Raw genomic sequence first — 21,140 nt, forward strand, 5'->3', positions numbered from 1 at the left:
CCCCCCCCCCCCCCCCCCCCCACGCCGGGGAATTACAGCTTGCGCACCACCACGCAGCCGATCGAGTAACCGGCGCCGAAGGAGCAGATCACGCCGAGCGCGCCGGCGGCCAGGTCGTCCTTGTGCTTGTGGAAGGCGATGATGGAGCCGGCCGACGAGGTGTTGGCGTAGGTGTCGAGGATCACCGGCGCCTCGCCCGGCTCGGCGTCGCGGCCCAGCACCAGGCGGCTGATCAGCAGGTTCATGTTCAGGTTGGCCTGGTGCAGCCAGTAGCGGCTGACCTGCGCCACTTCCAGGCCGGCGCCGGCCAGGGTGGTCTTGATCATCTCGGCGGCCATCGGGCAGACGTCCTTGAACACCTTGCGGCCCTGCTGGCGGAACAGCTTGTCCGGCTGGCCGATGCCCGCCTCGTCGAAGCGGTTGAGGAAGCCGAAGTTGTTGCGGATGCTGTTGGAGAAGCTGGTCTTCAGTTTGGTCTCGACGATCTCGAAGCGCTGCCGCGACACGGCCGCGTCGGCCGCTTCGACGACGATGGCGGTGCAGGCGTCGCCGAAGATGAAGTGGCTGTCGCGGTCGCGCCAGTTCAGGTGGCCGCTGGTGATCTCCGGGTTGAGCACCAGCACGGCGCGCGCCTGGCCGCTCTGCACCGCCGCCACGGCGGTCTGGATGCCGAAGGTGGCCGAGGAGCAGGCCACGTTCATGTCGAAGCCGTAGCCGGCGATGCCCAGCGCGCCCTGCACCTCGACCGCCATGGCCGGATAGCCGCGCTGCATATTGCTGCAGGCGACCAGCACCATGTCGATGTCGGCGGCCGTGCGGCCGGCGTTGTCCAGCGCCTGTTTGGCGGCGGCCACGCAGATCTCGGCCTGCAGCGACAGCTCGTCGTCGCCGCGCTCGGCGATGCGCGAGACCATGCGGCTCGGATCGAGGATGCCGGCCTTCTCCATGACGTAGCGCGACTTGATGCCGGAGGCCTTCTCGATGAAGGCGACGCTGGACAACTCCAGCGCGGCGACGCTGCCGGCATCGATCGCGGCGGCGTTGTCGGCGTTGAACTGTTCGGCGTAGGCGTTGAAGCTGGCGACCAGTTCTTCGTTCGAGATCGATTGGGTCGGCGTGAAGAGGCCGGTTCCGCTGATGACGGCTTGTTTCATTGGTAAACTTTCAAATTGAATAATTGGCTGTCGCCATAATGGAGCAAATTCTACACAATGGCGGGCATTAGCTGCGTATTTTCTGATTTCTGCTTCCTTTTTGACCACTGGCGGCGGACTCGGCTGTGGTGCCCCGGTCAAGGTGCCGGCGGCCCAAAAACCACCCACAGGCAAAGAGCCAGGGTCGGACCCCCGGGGGTCTGACCCTGGATTTACGCCGCTGGGTTTTCTCAAGCCGGCGGCCCTCGGGCCAAGCCCGTTTCGCCACGGCGGCCGAGTCGGGATGAAAAAACGGCGCCCGTGGGGCGCCGCTGTGGTGTCGCTATACCGCTGTGGTGCCGCTGTGGCCTCCCGCGGCCGGCCGGGCTATTTCTTCGCCGCCGGCTTGGCCGCGGCGGCGCCCGCCGCGTCGACCTGCACCAGCTTCGGCTCGACCTTGGCCAGTTGCACCGGCAGGCCCTTCAAATGGTTCAGCGCCTGGCTCAGCTGGAAGTCCTCGCCGCTGCCGTATTCCAGCGGCTTGCGCTTCTTCTCCATCGCCACCACGCGCAGTTGCTCCTCGAGCTCGTCGCGGCGGGTCTTGGCGGCCTCCGGGTCGCGGTCGTTGCTCAGATGCTTGTCGAGGTCGGCCTCGCGCGTGCGCAGGCTGTTCAGGCCGTCGCCGTCGGCGTTCTCGTCGACCAGCAGGTCGGGCGAAATGCCCTTGGCCTGGATCGAGCGGCCGTTCGGCGTGTAGTAGCGCGCCGTGGTCAGCTTGACGGCGGTGTCGGCCGACAACTGGCGTATGGTCTGCACCGAGCCCTTGCCGAAGGTCTGGCTGCCGATGATGGTGGCGCGCTTGTAGTCCTGCAGCGCGCCGGCGACGATCTCCGAGGCCGAGGCCGAACCGGTGTTGACCAGCACCACCATCGGCACCTTCTTCACCGCCTCGGGCAGGCGCGCCAACGCGTCGCTGTCGCTGCGCAGCGCGTAGTACTCGGGGCGGCCGTAGTAGATCTGCTTCTGGTCGGGCAGTTGGCCGTTGGTCGAGACGATCGCCGAGTCCTTCGGCAGGAAGGCGGCGGAGACGCCGATGGCGCCCTGCAGCACGCCGCCCGGGTCGTTGCGCAGGTCCAGCACCAGGCCCTTCAAATGCGGGTCCTGCTTGTACAGCTCGTTGATCTTGGCGGCCAGGTCGTCCACCGTCGGTTCCTGGAACTGCGCCACGCGCAGCCAGGCGTAGCCGGGCTCGACCATTTTCGCCTTGACGCTCTTCTGGTGGATCTCCTCGCGGGCGATGACGAACACCATCGGTTGCGGCTCGTCCTTGCGCAGGATGGTCAGGCTGACCTTGCTGTGCGGCTCGCCGCGCATCTTCTTCACCGAGTCGTCCAGGCTCATGCCCTTGACCGGGGTCGAGTCGAGCCGGGTGATCAGGTCGCCCGCCTTGATGCCGGCGCGCCAGGCCGGCGAGTCCTCGATCGGCGCGACGATGCGGATATAGCCGTCCTCGCTTTGGCCGATCTCGATGCCCAGGCCGACGAACTTGCCCTGCGAGCCTTCGCGCAGCTCGGCGTAGGCTTTCTTGTCGAGGTAGGCGGAGTGGGGGTCGAGCGAGGCGACCATGCCGGAGATGGCCTCGGTCAGCAATTTCTTGTCGTCCACCACCTCGACATAGTCGGACTTGATCAGGCCGAACACATCGGCCAGCTGGCGCAATTCCTCCAGCGGCAGGGCCGGGTCGACAGGCTTTTGCGCCATCGCGGAAAACTGCAGCGACACGGCGATGCCGGCCACCACGCCCAGACCGATCAGCCCGGTATTCTTCAATTTCTTGCCCATGTGTCACCTGTCGATGCGTATCGCGCATTTCTCCTGCGCAGCCCATGCTAGCGGTAGGAAACGCGCTGGAATCAGTATAAACCTGATTTCCGGCAAACGTAGTAGCCGTCGCGTAATCTATTTCTGGCTTTACCCGGTTTTACCTTAACAGCCCGGAATGCGGGCTGGCGTTACAGTTTTGTATGCGGTGTTTCCGCCACGGTGGCGGGCGTAAGCAATTGTAAGACTTCGGGCCCGGCCGCCGGGCCAGACCTACACTGAACCTGTATTTCTCTCTACCCTGAAGTGGTTTTTGCCTGCGCCTCCTTGCGCAGGCTTTTTTTTGTGCCATCCCAACAGCATGCCTTTCGTCTGGAGCAGCCATGTCGTCTTCCCCGCTTTTTTTGATATCGAACAAGCTTTCCGGCCGCCTAAGCCTGCTGGGCGGCGTCTTGCTGCTGAGCGCGGCCGCCTTGCCGGCGCAGGCCCTGCCGGTGATGGACTTGAGCTTGGACGACCTGTTGCCGATGGCGTCCGAATTGAGGAAGACCCTGAACCTGAACGCCAACCAGCAAACGCTGTGGCAGCAGACCGAGAACAAGACGCGCCAGTTGATGCGCGAGCGGCATGCCCGCCGCGAGCGCTTGCAGACGGCCACCCAGGCCGGCCTGGCCGGCGCCCGGGTCGAGTTGCGCGACCTGGTCGGCGCGCTCGACGCGGAAACGGCCGCCGCCGCCGCCGAGGAAAAACAGGCGCGCGAATGGTGGTTGAATGTCAACGATGCCTTGGATGAAACCCAGCGCGGCAAGGTCGCCGCGCTGGCGGCCGAGCAACTGCTGCGCGCCGCCGACAGCGGAGCCCGCCCCGGCGCCACGCCACGCGGCAAGGAGGAGGGCGGCGAACACCGCCAGGGTGGCGGCCGTGGCAGGGGCGGCGCCGGCATGGGCGGCGTCGGCATCGGCACGCCGGGTGGTTGAGCCGGCGCTGGCGTCGCACCGCATCGAACCGCGTCGCACCACGGCGCGGCGCCGTGCGCGCGCAGCGTCAGGACGGCGCCGCGCCGGTGTTGTTGGATGTGTATCCTAAAGTAAAAAACGGCCGCCGCCGCCGCCGCCCGGCCGGCCCGGCATTAGAATGCAGGCGCACGCCCCTGCGGCGTGTTTGCCCGCGCCGTCCGCGCGCCGGCCACTCCATTTGATGAAGCTATGAGCAAACTGATTCCCTTCGCCTGCCTGGCCCTGTTGGGCGCCGCCGCCAGCGAGGTCTATGCCCAGACCGCGCCGGCCGAGGCCGTTTCCGAGCAGTCCCCGTCCACCCTCCAGCCAGCCGCCAAGCCAGCCAGTCTCTCCAGCAAACCCGCCGCCGCCGGCAAGTCCGCCGCGCCGCTGCTGTCGCCCGACGGCAAGGTCATGCCGCAGGTCACCATCAGCGGCGCCCGCGCCGACGACATGGACGAGCGCCGCCGCTCCACCGCCGGCAAACAGGTCTACGGCCGCGAGGAGCTCGACCGCAACGGCGACAGCAACCTCGGCGACATCCTCAAGCGCCTGCCCGGCGTGACCATCGGCGGCCGCCCCGGCCGTGGCGGCGAAATCCGCATGCGCGGCCTGGGCAGCGGCTACACCCAGGTGCTGCTGAACGGCGAACGGCCGCCGGCCGGCTTCTCGATGGACTCGCTGTCGCCCGACCAGGTCGAGCGCGTCGAGATCATGCGCGGCCCGGTGGCCGAGCACAGCACCCGCGCCATCGCCGGCACCATCAACATCGTGCTGCGCGACGGCTACCAGCAGAAGGACTACCAGCTCAAGCTGACCGACTCGATCGAGCAGGGCCGCCGCGCGCCCAACCTCTCGCTGACCGCGCCGCTGAAGATCGGCGCGGCGACGCTGCTGCTGTCCGGCTCGATCTTCGAGAACCGCCAGCACGACCAGGGCCAAACCTACGACCTCGACACCGACGCCGACGGCGTCGCCCGCAAGGAGCAGACCTTGCGCGACGACAGCAGCCGCACCGGACGCGGCATCCACTTCACGCCGCGGCTGTCCTACAAGTTCGACAACGGCGACACGCTGAACTTCCAACCCTTCCTGATGAGCCTGCGCAGCGACGGTCGCAGCAGCAGCGTGCTGAGCCAGGGCGACGCCGTGCCGCCGGCCTGGTTGCGCCCGCCCGAGTACAGCCTGGCGCAGAGCGACACGCACGGCAGCAATACCTTCCTGCGCGGCTTCGGCAACTGGCTCCACAAGTTCGAGGGCGCCGCCAAGCTGGACGTCAAGTTCGGCTTCGGTAGCGGCCACAGCAGCAACGACTCGCTGCGCAACCAGTACGACGGCAACGGCGTCCTGCTCGAGCGTTTCAAGGACAGCGACAGCACGCGCGACCGCAGCTTCAGCACCGGCGGCAAGTACACCGCGCCGCTCGGCCGCGACCACTCGCTGGCGGCCGGCTGGGACGTCGAAAGCGCCCACCGCAGCCAGACCAAGACCTCGCTCGACAAGGACGGCCTGCCGCAGTTCTCCGACTCCGGCGACAACCTCAGCGCCGACACCCGCCGCTTGGCCGTGTTCGCCCAGGACGAGTGGGACATCTCGCCGCAGTGGGCCGCCTACTTCGGCCTGCGCTGGGAGGGCATCCGCACCACCAGCAGCCGCGCCGGCGGCGACATCAGCAACAGCAGCAGCGTGTTCAGCCCGCTGCTGCACGGCGTCTGGCGCATTCCCGGCCACGAAAAAGACCAGGTGCGCGCCAGCCTGACCAAGAGCTACAAGGCGGCCAACGTGCAGGACCTGATCGCCCTGCCGGCGCTGTCGCACTGGATCGGCGATCCGACCCGGCCCGACCGCATGGGCAATCCCGACCTGAAGCCCGAGCTGGCCACCGGCCTCGACCTGGCCTACGAACACTACCTGGGCCGCAGCGGCATCGTCAGCGTCAGCGGCTTCGTGCGCGACATCGACAACCTGATCCGCCGCAGCCTGAGCCAGCAGCAAATGGCCGACGGCCTGCATTGGGTGTCGCGGCCGGAGAACGTCGGCCACGCCCGCACCAGCGGCGTCGAGCTGGAGGCCAAGTTCCAGCTGGCCGAGCTGGTCGAGGACGCGCCGGCGCTCGACTTGCGCGTCAACTACAGCCGCTTCTGGTCGCGCGTCGACGGCATCCCCGGCCCCGACAACCGGCTCGACCAGCAGGCCAGGCAGACCGCCAACCTGGGCCTGGACTACCGCATGAAGGCCCTGCCGCTGACCCTGGGCGGCAGCTTCAACTGGACCCCGGCCGTCACCGTGCAGACCAGCGCCACCCAGTTGATCGACAGCGGCCGCAAGCGCGCCGTCGACCTGTACGGCCTGTGGAAGTTCGACGCCCACACCCAGTTGCGCGTCTCGCTCAACAACCTGCTGGCCGAGGACGCATGGGGCGGCAACGTGGTCACCACCAACGGCCTGACCCAGCTGGCCAGCACGAGCAACCAGACCTACCGGGTCTGGAGCATCAAACTCGAAACCAGGTTCTAAGCCTCCAAAAACCACCCAAGGGCAGAGTGCCGGGGTCGGACCGCCGGGTCCGACCCCAGATTTGCGCCTGTGGGTGGGCTCAATTTATCCTTCGCGTCCGCGCCCGCCATGCTACAGTCGCAAACCCTTCCCGGGGACGGCCGACCGCCTTCCCCTGTTACCATGCCCCATAAGGACATCCAGTGAAACGACATCTGATGAGCACCCTGACCCTCGGCCTGCTGACGGCCTTCGCCAACGCCGCCGAACCGAGCGCCCCGGCGCTGTCGTCCGGCATCGAGACGCAGTACATCGACCCGGCCGTGCGCGCCCAGGACGACTTCTTCCTGCACCTGAACGGCCAATGGCTCAAGAGCACCGAGATCCCGGCCGACAAGTCGAGCTGGGGCTCCTTCGCCAAGCTGCGCGACGACACGCTGCCGCAACTGCGCGCCATCGTCGAGGCGGCCCAGCAGGACAAGAGCAAGAAGGCCGGCGGCGACGCGCAGAAGATCGGCGACCTGTACGCCAGTTTCATGGACGAGAAAAAACTCGACGCCATGGGCATCAAGCCGCTCACCGGCGAATTGAGCGCGATCCGCTCGCTGAAGGACAAGAAGGGCCTGCCCGCGCTGATCGCCCACCTGGCGCAGATCGGCGTGCCCGCCCCCTACGCCGTCTACGTCAGCCAGGACGCGCGCGAGTCGACCCGCTACGCCGTCGGCATCAGCCAGAGCGGCCTGGGCCTGCCCGACCGCGACTACTACCTGAAGAAGGACGACGCCAAGCTGGCCGCCGTGCTGGTCAAATACCAGGCCCACGTCGAGACCACGCTCAAGCTGGCCGGCGACAAGCACGCCGCCGACCACGCCAAGGCCGTCGTCGCGCTGGAGACCGCGCTGGCCGAGGTACAGTGGACCAAGGTGGAGAACCGCGACCCGGTCAAGCGCTACAACAAGATGGCCATCGACAAGCTGGCCGAGCTGTCGCCCGGCTACGACTGGAAGCACGCGCTGGCCGCCGCCGGCGTGGCCAGCAAGACCGACTATGTGATCGTCAACCAGCCCAGCTATTTGAGCGGCTTCGACAAGGTGTTGGCCCAGACCGAGCTGGCCACCTGGAAGGCCTACCTCGAATGGCAGTTGCTGCGCGACGCCTCGCCCTACCTGTCGAAGCCCTTCGCCGACGCCGACTTCGCCTTCTACGGCACCGTCATCTCCGGCGTGACCGAGATGGAGCCGCGCTGGAAGCGCGGCGTGCGCGTGGTCGAGCAGGCGCTGGGCGAAGGCCTGGGCAAGCTCTACGTGGCGCAGCACTTCCCGCCCGAGCGCAAGGCGCGCATGGAGGCGCTGGTGAAGAACCTGCTGGCGTCCTACCAGCAATCGATCGACACGCTCGACTGGATGAGCCCGGAAACCAAGAAGGAGGCGCAAGCCAAGCTGGCCAAGTTCACGCCGAAGATCGGCTACCCGAACAAGTGGCGCGACTATTCCAAGCTGGCGATCAGCCAGGCCGACCTGGCCGGCAACGTCATGCGCGCCTCGCACTTCGCCTACCAGCGCATGGTCGACAAGCTGGGCAAGCCGATCGACCGCGAGGAGTGGGGCATGACGCCGCAGACCGTCAACGCCTACTACAATTCGAGCATGAACGAGATCGTCTTCCCGGCGGCGATTTTGCAGCCGCCGTTCTTTGACGCGCGCGCCGACGACGCCGTCAACTACGGCGCCATCGGCGCCGTGATCGGCCACGAGATCAGCCACGGCTTCGACGACAAGGGCAGCCAGTCCGACGGCGACGGCAACCTGCGCGACTGGTGGAGCAAGGCCGACCGCGTCAACTTCAAGGCCAAGACCGACGCCTTGGTCAAGCAGTACAACGGCTACAGCCCGCTGCCCGGCTACAACGTCAACGGCGCGCTGACCCTGGGCGAGAACATCGCCGACAACTCCGGCGTGGCGATCGCCTACAAGGCTTACAAGCTGTCGCTGGGCGGCAAGCCGGCGCCGCTGATCGACGGCCTGACGGGCGACCAGCGCTTCTACATGGGCTTCGGCCAGGTCTGGCGCAGCAAGATGCGCGAGCAGCAGCAGATCGTGCAGATCAAGACCGACCCGCACGCGCCGGGCCAGTTCCGCGCCAACGGCACGATGATGAACCAGAACGGCTTCTACGAGGCCTTCGACGTCAAACAGGGCGACAAGATGTACCTGGCGCCTGAGCAGCGCGTCATCATTTGGTGATAGCAAAAACCAACAAAAAAGCCACCTCGTGTGGCTTTTTTGTTATTCCCTCGATTCAGCCATGATACAGTCGCCGCGTTGGCGACACCTTGTCCGCTCGCCATCCATCCGGGAGAGAAGAACGTGAAAGCACATCTATTGAGCGCCTTGACGCTGGCCCTGCTGGCCGGCGCCGCCGGCGGCGTCGGCGCGGCCGACAACGCCAATGCCAACGCCAACGCCAACGCCAACATCGCCAAGCCGGCCGGCGCCGCGCTGCGTTCCGGCATCGCCGTCGAGAACATGGACCCGGCGGTGCGGGCGCAGGACGACTTCTTCGCCAGCCTGAACGGCAAGTGGCTGGCCAACACGGCGATTCCGTCCGACCGCTCCAGCTGGGGCGCCTTCGAGAAGCTCGACGACGACACCAAGCCGCAACTGCGCGCCATCATCGAGCGCGCCGCCGCCGAGGCCGGCGGCCACGCCGCGCCCGGCTCGGACGCCCAGCGCATCGGCGACTTCTACGCCAGCTTCATGGACGAGGCCCGCCTCGAACAGCTCGGCCTGGAGCCGCTCAAGGAGGAACTCGAACGCATCGACGCGGTGCAGGAGAAGCGCGACCTGCCGGCGCTGATCGCCCACTTCAACCGCCTCGGCCTGGGCGCGCCCTACGCCATCGGCATCCACCAGGACAACAAGGATTCGACCAAGTACGTCGCCGACATCGGCCAGTCCGGCCTCGGCCTGCCCGACCGCGACTACTACCTGAAAAAGGACGACGCCAAGCTGGCCAAGATCCTCGCCCAGTACCAGCGCCACATCGCCAACATGCTGAACCTGGCCGACCACCCGACGCCGGCCGCCTCGGCCAAGGCCATCGTCGCGCTGGAGACGGCGCTGGCCAAGGCGCAATGGACCCAGGTGCAGTTGCGCGATCCGGTCAAGGCCTACAACAAGGTCGCGCTCGACAAGCTGGGCGCGCTGACCCCGGGCATGGACTGGGCCGGCTACCTGGCCGACGCCGGCCTGGTCGGCAAGGTCGACTACGTCATCGTCGGCCAGCCGACTTATCTGAAGGGCTACGCCGCCCTGCTGGCGAAAACCCCGCTGGCCACCTGGAAGGCCTACTTCCAGTGGCATCTGCTGCACGAGAGCGCGCCCTACCTGAGCAAGGCCTTCGTCGACGAGAACTTCGCCATGTACCACACGGCGCTGCGCGAGGTCAGCGAGATGGAGCCGCGTTGGAAACGCGGCGTCAACGTCACCGACGGCGCGCTGGGCGAGAGCCTGGGCAAGCTCTACGTCGAGCAGCACTTCCCGGCCGAGCGCAAGGCGCGCATGGACACGCTGGTGAAGAACCTGCTGGCGGCCTACCAGGGCAGCATCGCCACCTTGGACTGGATGAGTCCGGCGACCAAGAAGCAGGCGCAGGCCAAGCTGGCCAAGTTCACCACCAAGATCGGCTATCCGAACAAGTGGCGCGATTACGCCGAGCTGGTGGTCAAGCGCGACGACCTGCTGGGCAACGTGGTGCGCGCCTCCGAGTTCGCCTACAACCGCGAGCTGGCCAAGCTGGGCAAGCCGATCGACCGCGAAGAGTGGGGCATGACGCCGCAGACGGTGAACGCCTACTACAACCCGGAGATGAACGAGATCGTCTTCCCGGCGGCGATCCTGCAGCCGCCCTTCTTCGACGCCGAGGCCGACGACGCCGTCAACTACGGCGGCATCGGCGCGGTGATCGGCCACGAGATCAGCCACGGCTTCGACGACCAGGGCGCCCAGTACGACGGCGACGGCAACCTGCGCGACTGGTGGAGCAAGGCCGACCACCAGCAGTTCGCCGCCAAGAGCAAGATGCTGATCAAGCAGTACGGCGCCTTCAGCCCGGTCAAGGGCTACTTCGTCAACGGCGAGCTGACCCTGGGCGAGAACATCGCCGACAATTCCGGCATCGCCATCGCCTACAAGGCCTACCAGATTTCGCTGGGCGGCAAGGCGGCGCCGGTGATCGACGGTTTGAGCGGCGACCAGCGCTTCTACATGGGCTTCGCCCAGGTCTGGCGCAGCAAGATCCGCGAGGCCCAGCAGATCGTCTACCTGAAGAGCGATCCGCACTCGCCGGACCAGTTCCGCGCCAATGGCACGGTGCGCAACCAGCCGGGCTTCTACAACGCCTTCGAGGTCAAGCCGGGCGACAAGATGTACCTGCCGCCGAAGGAGCGGGTGCAGATGTGGTGAGCCGGACCTAGCCGGCCCGGTGTGACAAGCCAGGTCCTGCGGCGGCCTCGATATGCTACAGTGGGAGATGGGCCAAAAGTCCTGGGTGTCACACCTTTTTCGTTATAAACAATGGGGATAATTCCGTGAATCGTTATTTGTTAAGTGCATTAACCCTCAGCCTGATCGCAGGCTACGCCGGCGCCGCCGACAAGGCCGCCGCCACCGCACCGGCCAGCGCCAAAACCGCCAGCGCCAAGATGGTGTCGGGCATCGCCACCGAATACATCGAGCCTGCCGTGCGCGCCCAGGACGACTTCTTCACCCACTTGAACGGCAAGTGGCTGGCCAACACCGAGATCCCGGCCGACAAGTCGAGCTGGGGCTCCTTCGCCAAGCTGCGCGACGACATCCAGCCGCAGCTGCGCGCCATCATCGAAGGCGCCGCCAACGCGCTGTCCAAAGCCGCCGGCTCCGACGCCCAGCGCATCGGCGACTTCTACGCCAGCTTCATGGACGAGGCCCGCCTCGAACAGTTGGGCCTGAGCCCGCTGAACGGCGAACTGGACAAGGTCGCCGCCCTGAGCGACAAGAAACAGATCCCGGCCCTGATCGCCCGCTTCAACCAGCTGGGCTTCGGCGCACCGTACGGCTACGGCGTTCACCAGGACAACAAGGATTCGACCAAGTACGTCGCCGACCTGTACCAGGACGGCCTGGGTCTGCCCGACCGCGACTACTACCTGAAAAAAGACGACGCCAAAATGGCCGACGCGCTGGCCAAGTACGAGCTGCACGTCGCCAAGATGCTGAGCCTGGCCGGCGACGCCAACGCCGCCGCCTCGGCCAAGGCCATCGTCGCGCTGGAAACCGAACTGGCCAAGATCCAGTGGAGCAAGGTCGAACTGCGCGACCCGGTCAAGGCCTACAACAAGGTCGACGTCGCCAAGCTGGGCGAGCTGAGCCCAGGCTACGATTGGGCCGGCTACCTGAAGGAAACCGGCGTCGCCGGCAAGGTCAGCTATGTGATCGTCAGCCAGCCGAGCTACTTCAAGGGCTTCAACGAGGTGCTGGCCGCCACATCGATCGACGCCTGGAAGGCCTACTTCCAATGGCAGGCGATCCGCGCCAGCGCGCCCTACCTGTCGAAGGCCTTCGTCGAAGAAAACTTCGCCTTCTACGGCACCGTGCTGAGCGGCGTGACCGAGATGCGGCCGCGCTGGAAGCGCGGCGTCAGCGTCACCGAAGGCGCGCTGGGCGAGAGCGTCGGCAAGCTGTACGTCGAAGCCCACTTCCCGGCCGAGCGCAAGGCGCGCATGGAAGCGCTGGTGAAGAACCTGCTGGCGTCCTACAAGACCAGCATCGACAAGCTCGACTGGATGAGCCCGGTCACCAAGAAGCAGGCGCAAGCCAAGCTGGCCAAGTTCACCACCAAGATCGCCTACCCGAACCACTGGCGCGACTACTCGAAGCTGGACGTCGTCAAGGACGACCTGCTGGGCAACGTGCTGCGTTCGCACCAGTTCGAGTACAACAAGGAGCTCAACAAGCTGGGCAAGCCGATCGACCGCGAAGAGTGGGGCATGACGCCGCAGACGGTGAACGCCTACTACAATCCGGAGATGAACGAGATCGTCTTCCCGGCCTCGATCCTGCAGGCGCCGTTCTTCGACGCCAACGCGGATGACGCGGTCAACTACGGCGCCATCGGCGGCGTGATCGGCCACGAGATCAGCCACGGCTTCGACGACCAGGGCGCCCAGTACGACGGCGACGGCAATCTGCGCGACTGGTGGACCAAGTCGGACCACAAGAACTTCGAAGCCAAGACCAAGATGCTGGTCAAGCAGTACGGCGAGTTCAGCCCGCTGCCGGGCTACAACGTCAACGGCGAGCTGACCCTGGGCGAGAACATCGCCGACAACTCCGGCGTGGCGATCGCCTACAAGGCCTACAAGCTGTCGTTGAAGGGCAAGCCGGCGCCGGTGATCGACGGTTTGACCGGCGACCAGCGCTTCTTCATGGGCTTCGCCCAGGTCTGGCGCATGAAGATGCGCGAACCGCAGCAGATCGTGCAGATCAAGACCGACCCGCACTCGCCCGGCCAGTTCCGCGCCAACGGCACGATGCGCAACCAACCGGGCTTCTACAGCGCGTTTGGCGTCAAGGAAGGCGACAAGATGTACCTGGCGCCGAAAGACCGCGTCATCATGTGGTAAGCGCCTAGCCGCGCCACGGCGCGTCGAGGCAATCGAAAAGGGCCGCACGCTGTGCGGCCCTTTTTTGCGTCTTCTCAGCTTAGCGGGACGCCGACAAAACCCCAAGGCGCAAACTGGGGTCAGACCCCTGGGGGTCTGACCCCGGCTCTTCGCCGGTGGGGTTCGCCGCCATCCTTGGCACCTTGACGAACCGCGCCGCTGCAGCCGACTGTTGCGCCGGCCGTACCGGGCCGTGCGCGCCGCGCCGCGGCGCCGCGAGCGGACGCAAAAAAACCCGCTGGCTCGCGCCAGCGGGTTTTTTGTGTCCGACACCGACGGGGTCGGCGCCTGGCGGGGCCGGCTTACTTGGCCGAAGCCGCCGGTGCCGCTGCGGCGCCTTCGGCGGCCGCTGGAGCCGGCACGGCCGGTTCCTTGAACTTGGCGCCGGCGCTGTTGGCCATGTAGACCACCACGCGGGCCACTTCGACGTCGTCCAGATCCGGATTGCCGCCCTTGGCCGGCATGGCGCGGATACCTTCGATCGCGTGCTTGAGCACGGTGTCGTAGCCTTGGGCGATACGCGCCGACCAGGCGCCGGCATCGCCGAATTTCGGTGCGCCGGCGGCGCCGCTGGCGTGGCAGGCGGCGCAGACGGCGGTGTAGACGGTCTCGGCCGATTGCAGCACTTTCGGACCGTTGGCGTCCTTCAGGGTGAAGCCGTCGTTGGCGACCGGGCTCAGGCGGGCGGCGATGGCGTCCGGTGTCTGGCTCTCGGAGCCGGCGCCGGTCAGCTTGTCGGCAGTCACGTATTGAACCAGCAAGATGATCCCGATGACGGTGATCGCGAAGAAGCCGATGACGGCGGCGACCAATTGTTTTGGCGTTCTGATGGCGGATTCGTGTTCGTTGTGTGCGTCGCTCATGATTTCCTTAATACAGGTTTCGAAGCTGGGACCGGAGCGAGAAAGCCGTTTTGCATGCTGATTTGCAAACCTCGCCAAACCCGCGATTATAGACTCAAAAACCCCTCCTTGGAATGTGGTCGCTCTGCAATACGACACTTTTCATGGACGGCAAGGGCGAAAGACGGTATCCTTCGGGTCACTTCAAGTAGTTCCCCGTGCGGCTGTAGCTCAGTGGATAGAGTATTGGCCTCCGAAGCCAAGGGTCGCTGGTTCGATTCCAGCCAGCCGCACCATATTTCCCCATATAAATCAAATATTTAACCCTTGCGTTGCTTGGCGATGTGATGCGTTATTTCGTATAGCTGCCCATCCCGTCCAGCGACGATGCCAGCCGTTAATTGGCAGGATGGCGTCCCACAGCGCATCCGTCGATCACCCTCGGCTAAGCCATTCGCCTCCGGTTGGCTTCGATGGCGTTTTTGATGGTGCTCAGCGTGGCCGGCTTGATGCCGACACCCTTTGCATGAGTGGCTAAGGTCCCCGCTACGGTGGTGATGCGCTCGATCGTTTGCCTAGCCCATGCCTCGGACAGATCGACTGCGGTCGCCAGCGCCAGCAGGTGTTTGAGCCCCGGGTTGCGACCTTCACCGCTGATCGTCATCTGGTGCTCCCCCCCAACGCCGACGTTGTACGTCAGGTCGTAGCACGGCGCCAGCTCCCACTGCATCGATTCGTTCATCACGTAGGCGAAATTCTTGGTGTGGTCATCGCGGTTGTTGAAGACGACATTGAACACGCATCGTTCGAAAGCCTTCTTCACCTGCCGTTCGTCCTTGGTCAGCGTTCTTGTCGCTTTCAAGAACACCTCGTAGTCCCGCGTCGGCAAGCGGAAATTGTCGTCGAGCAGCGCGGCCAAGCTCAAGGTCGGCACCCGCATGCCGCGTTTGCGATCAAAGCGCTCGATCCCGAAGCCGGCCAACTTCGGGGTCAGGTCGAAGTATTTCGTGGCGGGCATGTCCAGGTCGCACTTCTCCGCCATGGTGGCGTAAAGCTTCTCGATGGCACAGACTTCCTTCGCTTCAGCTTGGGCTTGAAATTTGACAAGCCATGCCGCGCCTGGCGCCGCTCGCTCGGTGCTGACCTGCGCTGTGGCGGTGTTGTACTGAACGAGAACCTTCGGCCGCGCGCCGTGGGGTGAACCACCGGTAAGCGCCAACTGCTGAAGGGTGGCCGTATCCTGGCCGGCCAAGACCGCCTGTGCGCCCTCCGCCAACACCCGCAACTCTTGATATTCTGGGTCGTGGCTCAGCTCATCGGGAGGGGTAAAAACCAGCGCGCCCATCGCACGGTCATTGATGAACGCCAGTCGGTCCAGCGGGGAGATGCTGGCCAGGTCGCGCGCATTTTTTTGGAAGTAGCGGTCCATCAGAAGCCGGCCCCAGCCGTCAGGCAAGGAATCGGCGATCAAGCCCGGCAAGTTCTCTTGAGTGCTGGGAAAATTCGAATAGGCCACTTTGCGCAGCTTCAAATAAATTGGCGATAGCTCCACGCCCCGCTGCAGCGCCTCGTCCGAGTATTCGAATAGTAGGGCACGCCCTTCGTGTGCAAGGGTGCCGAGGTGCCAGTTTTGCCCCCATCCGCAAAAATTGATGTTGAGCTTTTTCATGAAGCCCTTTTAATCTTTCGAGGGACGCGTTGGCGAACAGGCCTGCTGGCCTCTTCGAGTTCTTTGATCGACGTCGGCTTCTGCAAAAAGAGCGGTTCGAGTTCTTTTGTCAGGCCCAAGGCTACGACGAGGCGCAACAAAGTTTCAAGCGTGGCCTTCCCGGTCTTTTCAAAACCAGACACGGTGCCCAATGCTACGCCCGCGCGCTGCGCGAGTTCAGGTTGGGAGAGCTCTAGGCGCATGCGTTGCGCTTTGACACGCGATGCTATTTCCTTGCAGAGTTCGGATGGTGTTGCGAATGTAAAATCCAACATTCTGAAGTTATCTCAATATATGGCGGATAATTTCAATATTTTAGTATTTAAATGAGTTTCAATCAAATTCTCTTTAAGACAACTTCAAATATATGAATTTATCGTTGTTTTTAAGGCTTTAACTTCGGATTATTGATACTCACTCCGAATGGCTTCATTTGCAATCCATGTCGCGGGATGTTGCGAATGGCCTTCGATATTGCCCAAGTAGGCGGCGAACATGTCGGCCATTGCCGCCGCGTAGACTTCGATCTCGGCGGGCGTGCGCGTGCTTTCCGAAAAGTTTTTTCCCACAGTGCTGAGCGTGGTGATAATCAAGTCGCTGGCCAACACACGGCTTTCCTGCGCCACCGTGGGCAGCACCTCCTGCATGAAGGTGTCGAAAATGCGCTCCCCCGCCGCCTGCGCCGCCTGTGCTTCGGGTGCGTCGCGGTAGAGCGGCGCGGCATCATTGAGCGCCACGCGCATTTCCGCCTCCTCGCACTCCGACCGAATGAAGGCGAGCACCAGTGCGCGTAGCCGTTCCAGCGGCGGCTTCTGAACCTCCTCCAATATGCTGCGCAACATGTCTGTCGTCTGCTGCCACTCGTCGCTTTGCAGCCGGAACAGGATCGCCGCCTTGTTTGGGAAGTACTGATACACCGAGCCCACGCTGACTCCGGCCTTCTCCGCGACGCGCGCGGTGGTGAAGCGCTGTGCCCCTTCCTTGGCCAAAACCTGAATAGCCGCTTGCAGGATCGCCGCGACGAGTTCTGTCGAGCGCGCCTGCTTGGGTTGTTTGCGCGAGGAAATCTGCGGGGTCTGCTGTTTGCTCATGGTGGTGTGACATCTCCGAAATGAATGCGAATAGCGAATGCGACTAATCCGTCGTATTATTTCCATGCGACGAATCAGTCGCATTTTAGCGAAACTTCACACCACGTCAATCCCATGAAGGACACATCAATGACCACCACACTGACCACCACACCGCTGGCCCCTTTGCTGGACCGTCTGTTCGCGCAGGCCGACGCGGCGACCAGCCCGGCCATCGCCGGCGTCTCCCGCGAAGAGCGCGAACGTCTGATGCACAGCAAGACGGAATATCTCCGCTTCTACGGTCTGCTGAAGGACCTGTGGCTGCCGGTCTCGCGCGAAACCGGCATGCTGCTGTATATGCTGGCACGCAACGCGAAAGCCCGGAACATCGTCGAATTCGGCACCTCGTTCGGCATCTCCACGCTGCACCTGGCCGCAGCCTTGCGCGACAACGGCGGCGGCCGTCTCATCAGCAGCGAGTTCGAGCCGTCCAAAGTGGCGCGGGCGCGCGAACATCTGAGCGAAGGTGGCTTGGCCGACCTGGTGGAAATCCGCGAAGGCGACGCGCTGACCACGCTGGCGACCGATCTTCCCGCCACCGTCGACCTGCTGTTGCTCGATGGCGCCAAGGCGCTTTATGGCGACATCCTGGCATTGGTCGAAGGCCACCTGCGTCCGGGTGCGCTGATCGTGGCCGACAACACCGACTATTGCCCCGACTACTTGGCGCATGTGCGCGCACCCGGTAGCGGCTACTTGTCCATTCCGCTCAGCGCAGAGCTGGAGCTGTCGATGAGGCTGGCTTAAACCCGAAGACCGGTCCGGTCAATTTCAACTGAGGAGAATTAACAATGCACGTATTTGTCACAGGTGCCACCGGATGGGTCGGCTCCGCCGTGGTTCAGGATCTGGTCGCCGCTGGCCACCAGGTCACCGGCTTGGCCCGCTCCGACCTCAAGGCGGCCCAACTGTCTGCCGCCGGCGCGAACGTCCTGCTGGCCACGCTCGACGATCTTGATGCGCTACGCCGCACCGCGTCGCAGGTGGACGCAGTGATTCACACCGCGTTCAACCATGACTTTTCCAAATTCATCGAGAACGCCGAGCAGGACCGGCGCGTCATCGAAGCGCTGGGCGCTGCCTTGGAAGGATCGAGCCATCCATTGCTGGTGACCTCCGGCCTGCTCGGACTGGCGCTGGGGTCCAGCGAGTCGGATCGGCCCAATCCGGCCTCACCGCGCAAATCCGAAGCGGCCGCGCGAGCATTGGCCGAGCGCGGCGTGCGCGCGGCGACGGTACGCCTTGCGCCGTCGGTCCACGGTCTGGGCGATTACGGCTTCGTCCCGCTGTTGATTCGCTTGGCACAGGAAAAAGGGGTATCGGCTTATTTGGACGAGGGGCGGAACTGTTGGGCGGGTGTACACCGGCTTGATGCCGCGCGCGTCTACCGCCTTGCGCTGGAGCAAGGCGTGACGGAAGCGGCCTATCACGCGGTCGCCGACGACGCCGTGACCTTCAAGGCCATTGCCGAAGTGATCGGTCGGCGCCTGGGCCTGCCGGTTGAATCGAGGGAACGCGAGCATTTCGGCTGGTTCGCCCACTTTGCCGGCGCGGACATGTCGGTGTCCAGTGCGCGCACGCGCGAACTGCTCGGCTGGAAGCCGGAAGGCCCGAGCCTGCTCGCCGATCTGGATCAGCCCGGCTACTACGCCGCTTGATCGAACGGTGCCCCGGGGCTTTCGTGACGCGGGGAGCTGCCACGATGGCGCCTCTTCGCGCTGCTGTTGCTTCAGTTTTTACTAGGCGGGTAGGGCTTTCTTCTTTGTTGCCAGTATCTTTGTCCGCGCCGGCTTGTCGTTTTGTTTCGCAGTTGAACTACGCTGAATAGTTGGTTTTTTCAAGGTCTCGACTTGCCCCAAAGCGGATGGCATCGTTGCTCTCTGCTCCGGTGGAATTACCTCTGCGACAAGACGCAAATTGAATGCGCTGAGAACCTTGCTTACCGTGTCCAGGCGTGGCTGGCTATTCGCGCGCAGTGCTTTGTATAAGCTCTCGCGGGCCAAGCCAGTTTTTTGCGCGATCTCCGCCATGCCACGAGCACGGGCAACATTTCCCAGCGCTTGAGCCACCAAGCCCGCGTCCCCGCACTCCAGCGCTTCTGTGAGGTAGGCGGCAATGGCTTCGTCGCTGCTCAGGTATTCGGAAGCATCGAACTCGTCGAGTTCCAGGCTTTCCAAATCTTCCAGCGTAAGGTTGTGCTCGTTGGGCATGGTGAAATTCCTACGTGACAAAAGAGTGATGTGAATCTTCAAGCGGGACGACAGTTACTTCTTGCGAGAGGCCGGCTTGGCCGCCGGAGCTGCCCTCTTGCCATCCCGCTGCTTCTCTTCTAAATCCAGAACGGTTTTGCGCGCCTGATTGATATCCGCTTGTTGAGTTCTCTTGGTGCCGCCGCCGAGTAGCAGGATAAGGGTAGCGCCCACCTCAATGTAGTAGATACGCCAGCCAGAGCCAAGGTGGATGCGCAATTCATGGACGCCATTGCCGACAGACCCAACATCTCCAGGAAGCCCCCTTTCCAGTCGTTCAATTCGTTGCGAAATCGCCGCCCGGATTGTTGCGTCTGGCAAGCCATCGAACCATTCGCGGAACCTCTTGGAACGCTGTGCGGTTTTCATACTTGAATTGTATTCGATCGATTACTGAGCATCAATCAAATTCGAGAAGTGATTCACCTGGGGCGGGGAGCTGCCCCGGGTGGCGTCGGCGATCCGGGCAGCAGGCTGCCGTCTATGCCATCCGGGCCGACGCCCTGATCGTATCGGCCAACTTTTCCGCCATCATGATGATGGTCGGATTCAAGTTAATCAGCGGAATTTCCGGCAAGATCGAAGCGTCGATCACGCGCAGGCCCGCCACGCCGTGGACGCGGCCTTGCGCGTCGACCACGGCGCGCGGGTCGTCCGGCAGCCCCATCGGCGCGGTCGAGCAGGGATGTTGCAGGGTGCCGACGCCTTGCGCCAGCGCCGCGCGGATCTGCTCGTCGCTGTCGTCGACGGCGGGGCCGGGGTACATCTCCGCCACGATCAGGCTTTTCAACGGTTCCGTGGCGGCCAGTTTTCTGGCCAGGCGGAAGCACTCCACCATCCGTTGCATGTCGTCCTCGCTGGTCAGGTGGTTCAGTTCGATGAGCGGGGCATCTTGCGGATCGCGGCTGCGCAGGCGCAGGCGGCCTTCGGAAGTACAGTGCATCAGTTCCAGGCCGAGGGAAAACGCCACCCCGGTCGGGCTGCTGGCCGGATCGAGCAGATGGGACGGCGAAATGCCGATGTCGAGTTCCCGTGTTGAACTGGCCAGCGAGGAGTTGGTCCACAACTGGGCGCCGACCACCGGATGCTCCAAACCCTTCAGTTCCTGCTTGCCGCTGAAGTTCATCCAGAAGAAGGCGTGGTCGAGCAAGCGGACGCCGACCGGCGCATCCCTCACCAGGGGAATATCCAGTGCCGCCAGGTCCGCCTTCGGGCCGATGCCGGAACGCAGCAGGATGGCGGCCGAACCGTAGGCGCCGGCGCTGAGAATGAACTCCTTGCCCTGCACCGTCAGGCCGCCGAGCAACAGCGCCGACTGCACCTTGCCGTCCTTGAACAGCAGCTTGTCGATCACGCTGCGGTCCAAAATCGCCAAGTTGGCCCGCGCCCGCACCGCGCGCGGGAGGTAGGCCATTCCGGTGTTGACGCGCACGCCGTTGACTACGTTCATCGGATTCGGGCCGGCGCCGTTGTTCGCTTGCGGATTGTTGAAGTCGTCGACCTTGTTCGCTCCCAGCGCCCAGCACGCCTCGACCATGGCGCGTTGCACCGGCGTGATGTAGTCCAGGCTCATCTGGTGTATTGGCAGGGGGCCGTCGCGGCCGTGCCATTGCTCGTCGCCGTGCGGGGCGCTCTCCATTTTCTTGTAGTAGGGCAACACCTCGTCAAAGCTCCAACCTTGCAGGCCCTTGGCGGCGTAGCGGGCGAAGTCGAAGGGCAGGGCGCGGCAGGCGACGGCGCCGTTGATCGCCGAGCTGCCGCCGAGCACCTTGCCGCGCGGCGCATACACCGCCTGGGCCTGCTCGACCGGCGTGGCGTGGTAGCCCCATTCGTAGCGGGCGTCGCCATTGGCGGCGATGATGTTGCTGCTGTAGATGGCCTCGGGATACTCGTCGGCATCGAAGGCGCGGCCGGCTTCGACCAGCAAGACCTGGTGGCGGCCGTCCTCGGACAGGCGGTTCGCCAACACGGCGCCGGCGGAACCGCCGCCCAGGATGACGAAATCAAAAATTGTGCTGTGTACGGTCATATTTTTCCAGTGTGTATCGGGTGTGCGGAGATAG

At 64.4% G+C, this 21,140-nt stretch carries 16 protein-coding genes and 1 tRNA gene; 8 read left to right on the top strand and 9 right to left on the bottom strand.

Translation table 11 applies throughout. The features are described from left to right. Nucleotides 1–32: 32 nt before the first annotated feature. On the bottom strand, nt 33–1,154 hold the full coding sequence (locus H7U20_RS04455; RefSeq protein WP_199518396.1) for a beta-ketoacyl-ACP synthase III: 1,122 nt from the start codon (nt 1,152–1,154) through the stop codon (nt 33–35). A 366-nt stretch (nt 1,155–1,520) separates the two neighbouring features. Continuing rightward, nucleotides 1,521–2,975 (bottom strand): S41 family peptidase, encoded by a 1,455-nt coding sequence (locus tag H7U20_RS04460; protein WP_199518397.1) that lies wholly within the window; start codon nt 2,973–2,975, stop codon nt 1,521–1,523. Nucleotides 2,976–3,337: 362 nt separating this feature from the next. Between H7U20_RS04460 and H7U20_RS04465 the strand changes: the two genes are divergently transcribed. The 5 genes from H7U20_RS04465 to H7U20_RS04485 all read left to right on the top strand — a co-directional run bounded on the left by H7U20_RS04465 (nt 3,338) and on the right by H7U20_RS04485 (nt 13,106). Beyond that, a complete protein-coding gene (locus tag H7U20_RS04465; protein WP_233410494.1) occupies nt 3,338–3,931 on the top strand; it encodes a hypothetical protein in 594 nt (197 codons plus the stop codon). 228 nt (nt 3,932–4,159) lie between these two features. Continuing rightward, entirely contained in the window at nt 4,160–6,466 is a 2,307-nt protein-coding gene (locus H7U20_RS04470; RefSeq protein WP_199518398.1) for a TonB-dependent receptor plug domain-containing protein, read from the top strand. A 197-nt stretch (nt 6,467–6,663) separates the two neighbouring features. Continuing rightward, entirely contained in the window at nt 6,664–8,688 is a 2,025-nt protein-coding gene (locus H7U20_RS04475; protein ID WP_199518399.1) for a M13 family metallopeptidase, read from the top strand. Nucleotides 8,689–8,811: 123 nt separating this feature from the next. Next, complete coding sequence (locus H7U20_RS04480; protein ID WP_370593074.1) at nt 8,812–10,908, top strand: M13 family metallopeptidase; 2,097 nt, start codon at nt 8,812–8,814, stop codon at nt 10,906–10,908. Between the two features lie 125 nt (nt 10,909–11,033). Further along, nucleotides 11,034–13,106, top strand: a complete 2,073-nt coding sequence (locus H7U20_RS04485) for a M13 family metallopeptidase (RefSeq protein ID WP_370593075.1) — start codon at nt 11,034–11,036, stop codon at nt 13,104–13,106. A gap of 341 nt (nt 13,107–13,447) precedes the next feature. Here the strand turns inward: H7U20_RS04485 and H7U20_RS04490 are convergent, their stop codons facing one another. Beyond that, nucleotides 13,448–14,008: a c-type cytochrome gene (locus tag H7U20_RS04490; protein ID WP_199518400.1), complete on the bottom strand. Its 561-nt coding sequence runs from the start codon at nt 14,006–14,008 to the stop codon at nt 13,448–13,450. 199 nt (nt 14,009–14,207) lie between these two features. Here H7U20_RS04490 and H7U20_RS04495 point away from each other — a divergent pair. Beyond that, a tRNA-Arg gene (locus H7U20_RS04495) sits at nt 14,208–14,283 on the top strand. Nucleotides 14,284–14,432: 149 nt separating this feature from the next. On the opposite strand, the gene H7U20_RS04500 is transcribed toward H7U20_RS04495, so the two are convergent. The 3 genes from H7U20_RS04500 to H7U20_RS04510 form a co-directional block, all read right to left on the bottom strand. After that, complete coding sequence (locus H7U20_RS04500; protein WP_199518401.1) at nt 14,433–15,656, bottom strand: type II toxin-antitoxin system HipA family toxin; 1,224 nt, start codon at nt 15,654–15,656, stop codon at nt 14,433–14,435. Further along, a complete protein-coding gene (locus tag H7U20_RS04505) occupies nt 15,653–15,970 on the bottom strand; it encodes a helix-turn-helix domain-containing protein (RefSeq protein WP_199518402.1) in 318 nt (105 codons plus the stop codon). Before H7U20_RS04505 ends, H7U20_RS04500 begins: the two co-directional genes overlap by 4 nt. Before the next feature lie 129 nt (nt 15,971–16,099). Further along, entirely contained in the window at nt 16,100–16,786 is a 687-nt protein-coding gene (locus H7U20_RS04510; protein ID WP_199518403.1) for a TetR family transcriptional regulator, read from the bottom strand. Between the two features lie 129 nt (nt 16,787–16,915). On the opposite strand from H7U20_RS04510, the gene H7U20_RS04515 reads away from it, so the two are divergent. After that, nucleotides 16,916–17,575 (top strand): O-methyltransferase, encoded by a 660-nt coding sequence (locus tag H7U20_RS04515; protein WP_199518404.1) that lies wholly within the window; start codon nt 16,916–16,918, stop codon nt 17,573–17,575. 44 nt (nt 17,576–17,619) lie between these two features. Beyond that, nucleotides 17,620–18,486 carry an SDR family oxidoreductase gene (locus tag H7U20_RS04520; protein WP_199518405.1) on the top strand — a complete coding sequence of 289 codons (867 nt, stop codon included), beginning with the start codon at nt 17,620–17,622 and terminating at the stop codon, nt 18,484–18,486. 81 nt (nt 18,487–18,567) lie between these two features. Here H7U20_RS04520 and H7U20_RS04525 read toward each other — a convergent pair whose 3' ends face one another. From H7U20_RS04525 to H7U20_RS04535, 3 genes are all read right to left on the bottom strand, one after another. After that, entirely contained in the window at nt 18,568–19,038 is a 471-nt protein-coding gene (locus H7U20_RS04525; protein ID WP_199518406.1) for an addiction module antidote protein, read from the bottom strand. Between the two features lie 54 nt (nt 19,039–19,092). Further along, on the bottom strand, nt 19,093–19,446 hold the full coding sequence (locus H7U20_RS04530) for a type II toxin-antitoxin system RelE/ParE family toxin (RefSeq protein WP_199518407.1): 354 nt from the start codon (nt 19,444–19,446) through the stop codon (nt 19,093–19,095). Nucleotides 19,447–19,558: 112 nt separating this feature from the next. After that, on the bottom strand, nt 19,559–21,106 hold the full coding sequence (locus H7U20_RS04535) for a GMC family oxidoreductase (RefSeq protein ID WP_199518408.1): 1,548 nt from the start codon (nt 21,104–21,106) through the stop codon (nt 19,559–19,561). Between the last annotated feature and the right edge of the window lie 34 nt (nt 21,107–21,140).

Source organism: Rugamonas violacea, from assembly GCF_016461825.1.
Classification (GTDB): Bacteria; Pseudomonadota; Gammaproteobacteria; order Burkholderiales; family Burkholderiaceae_D; genus Rugamonas.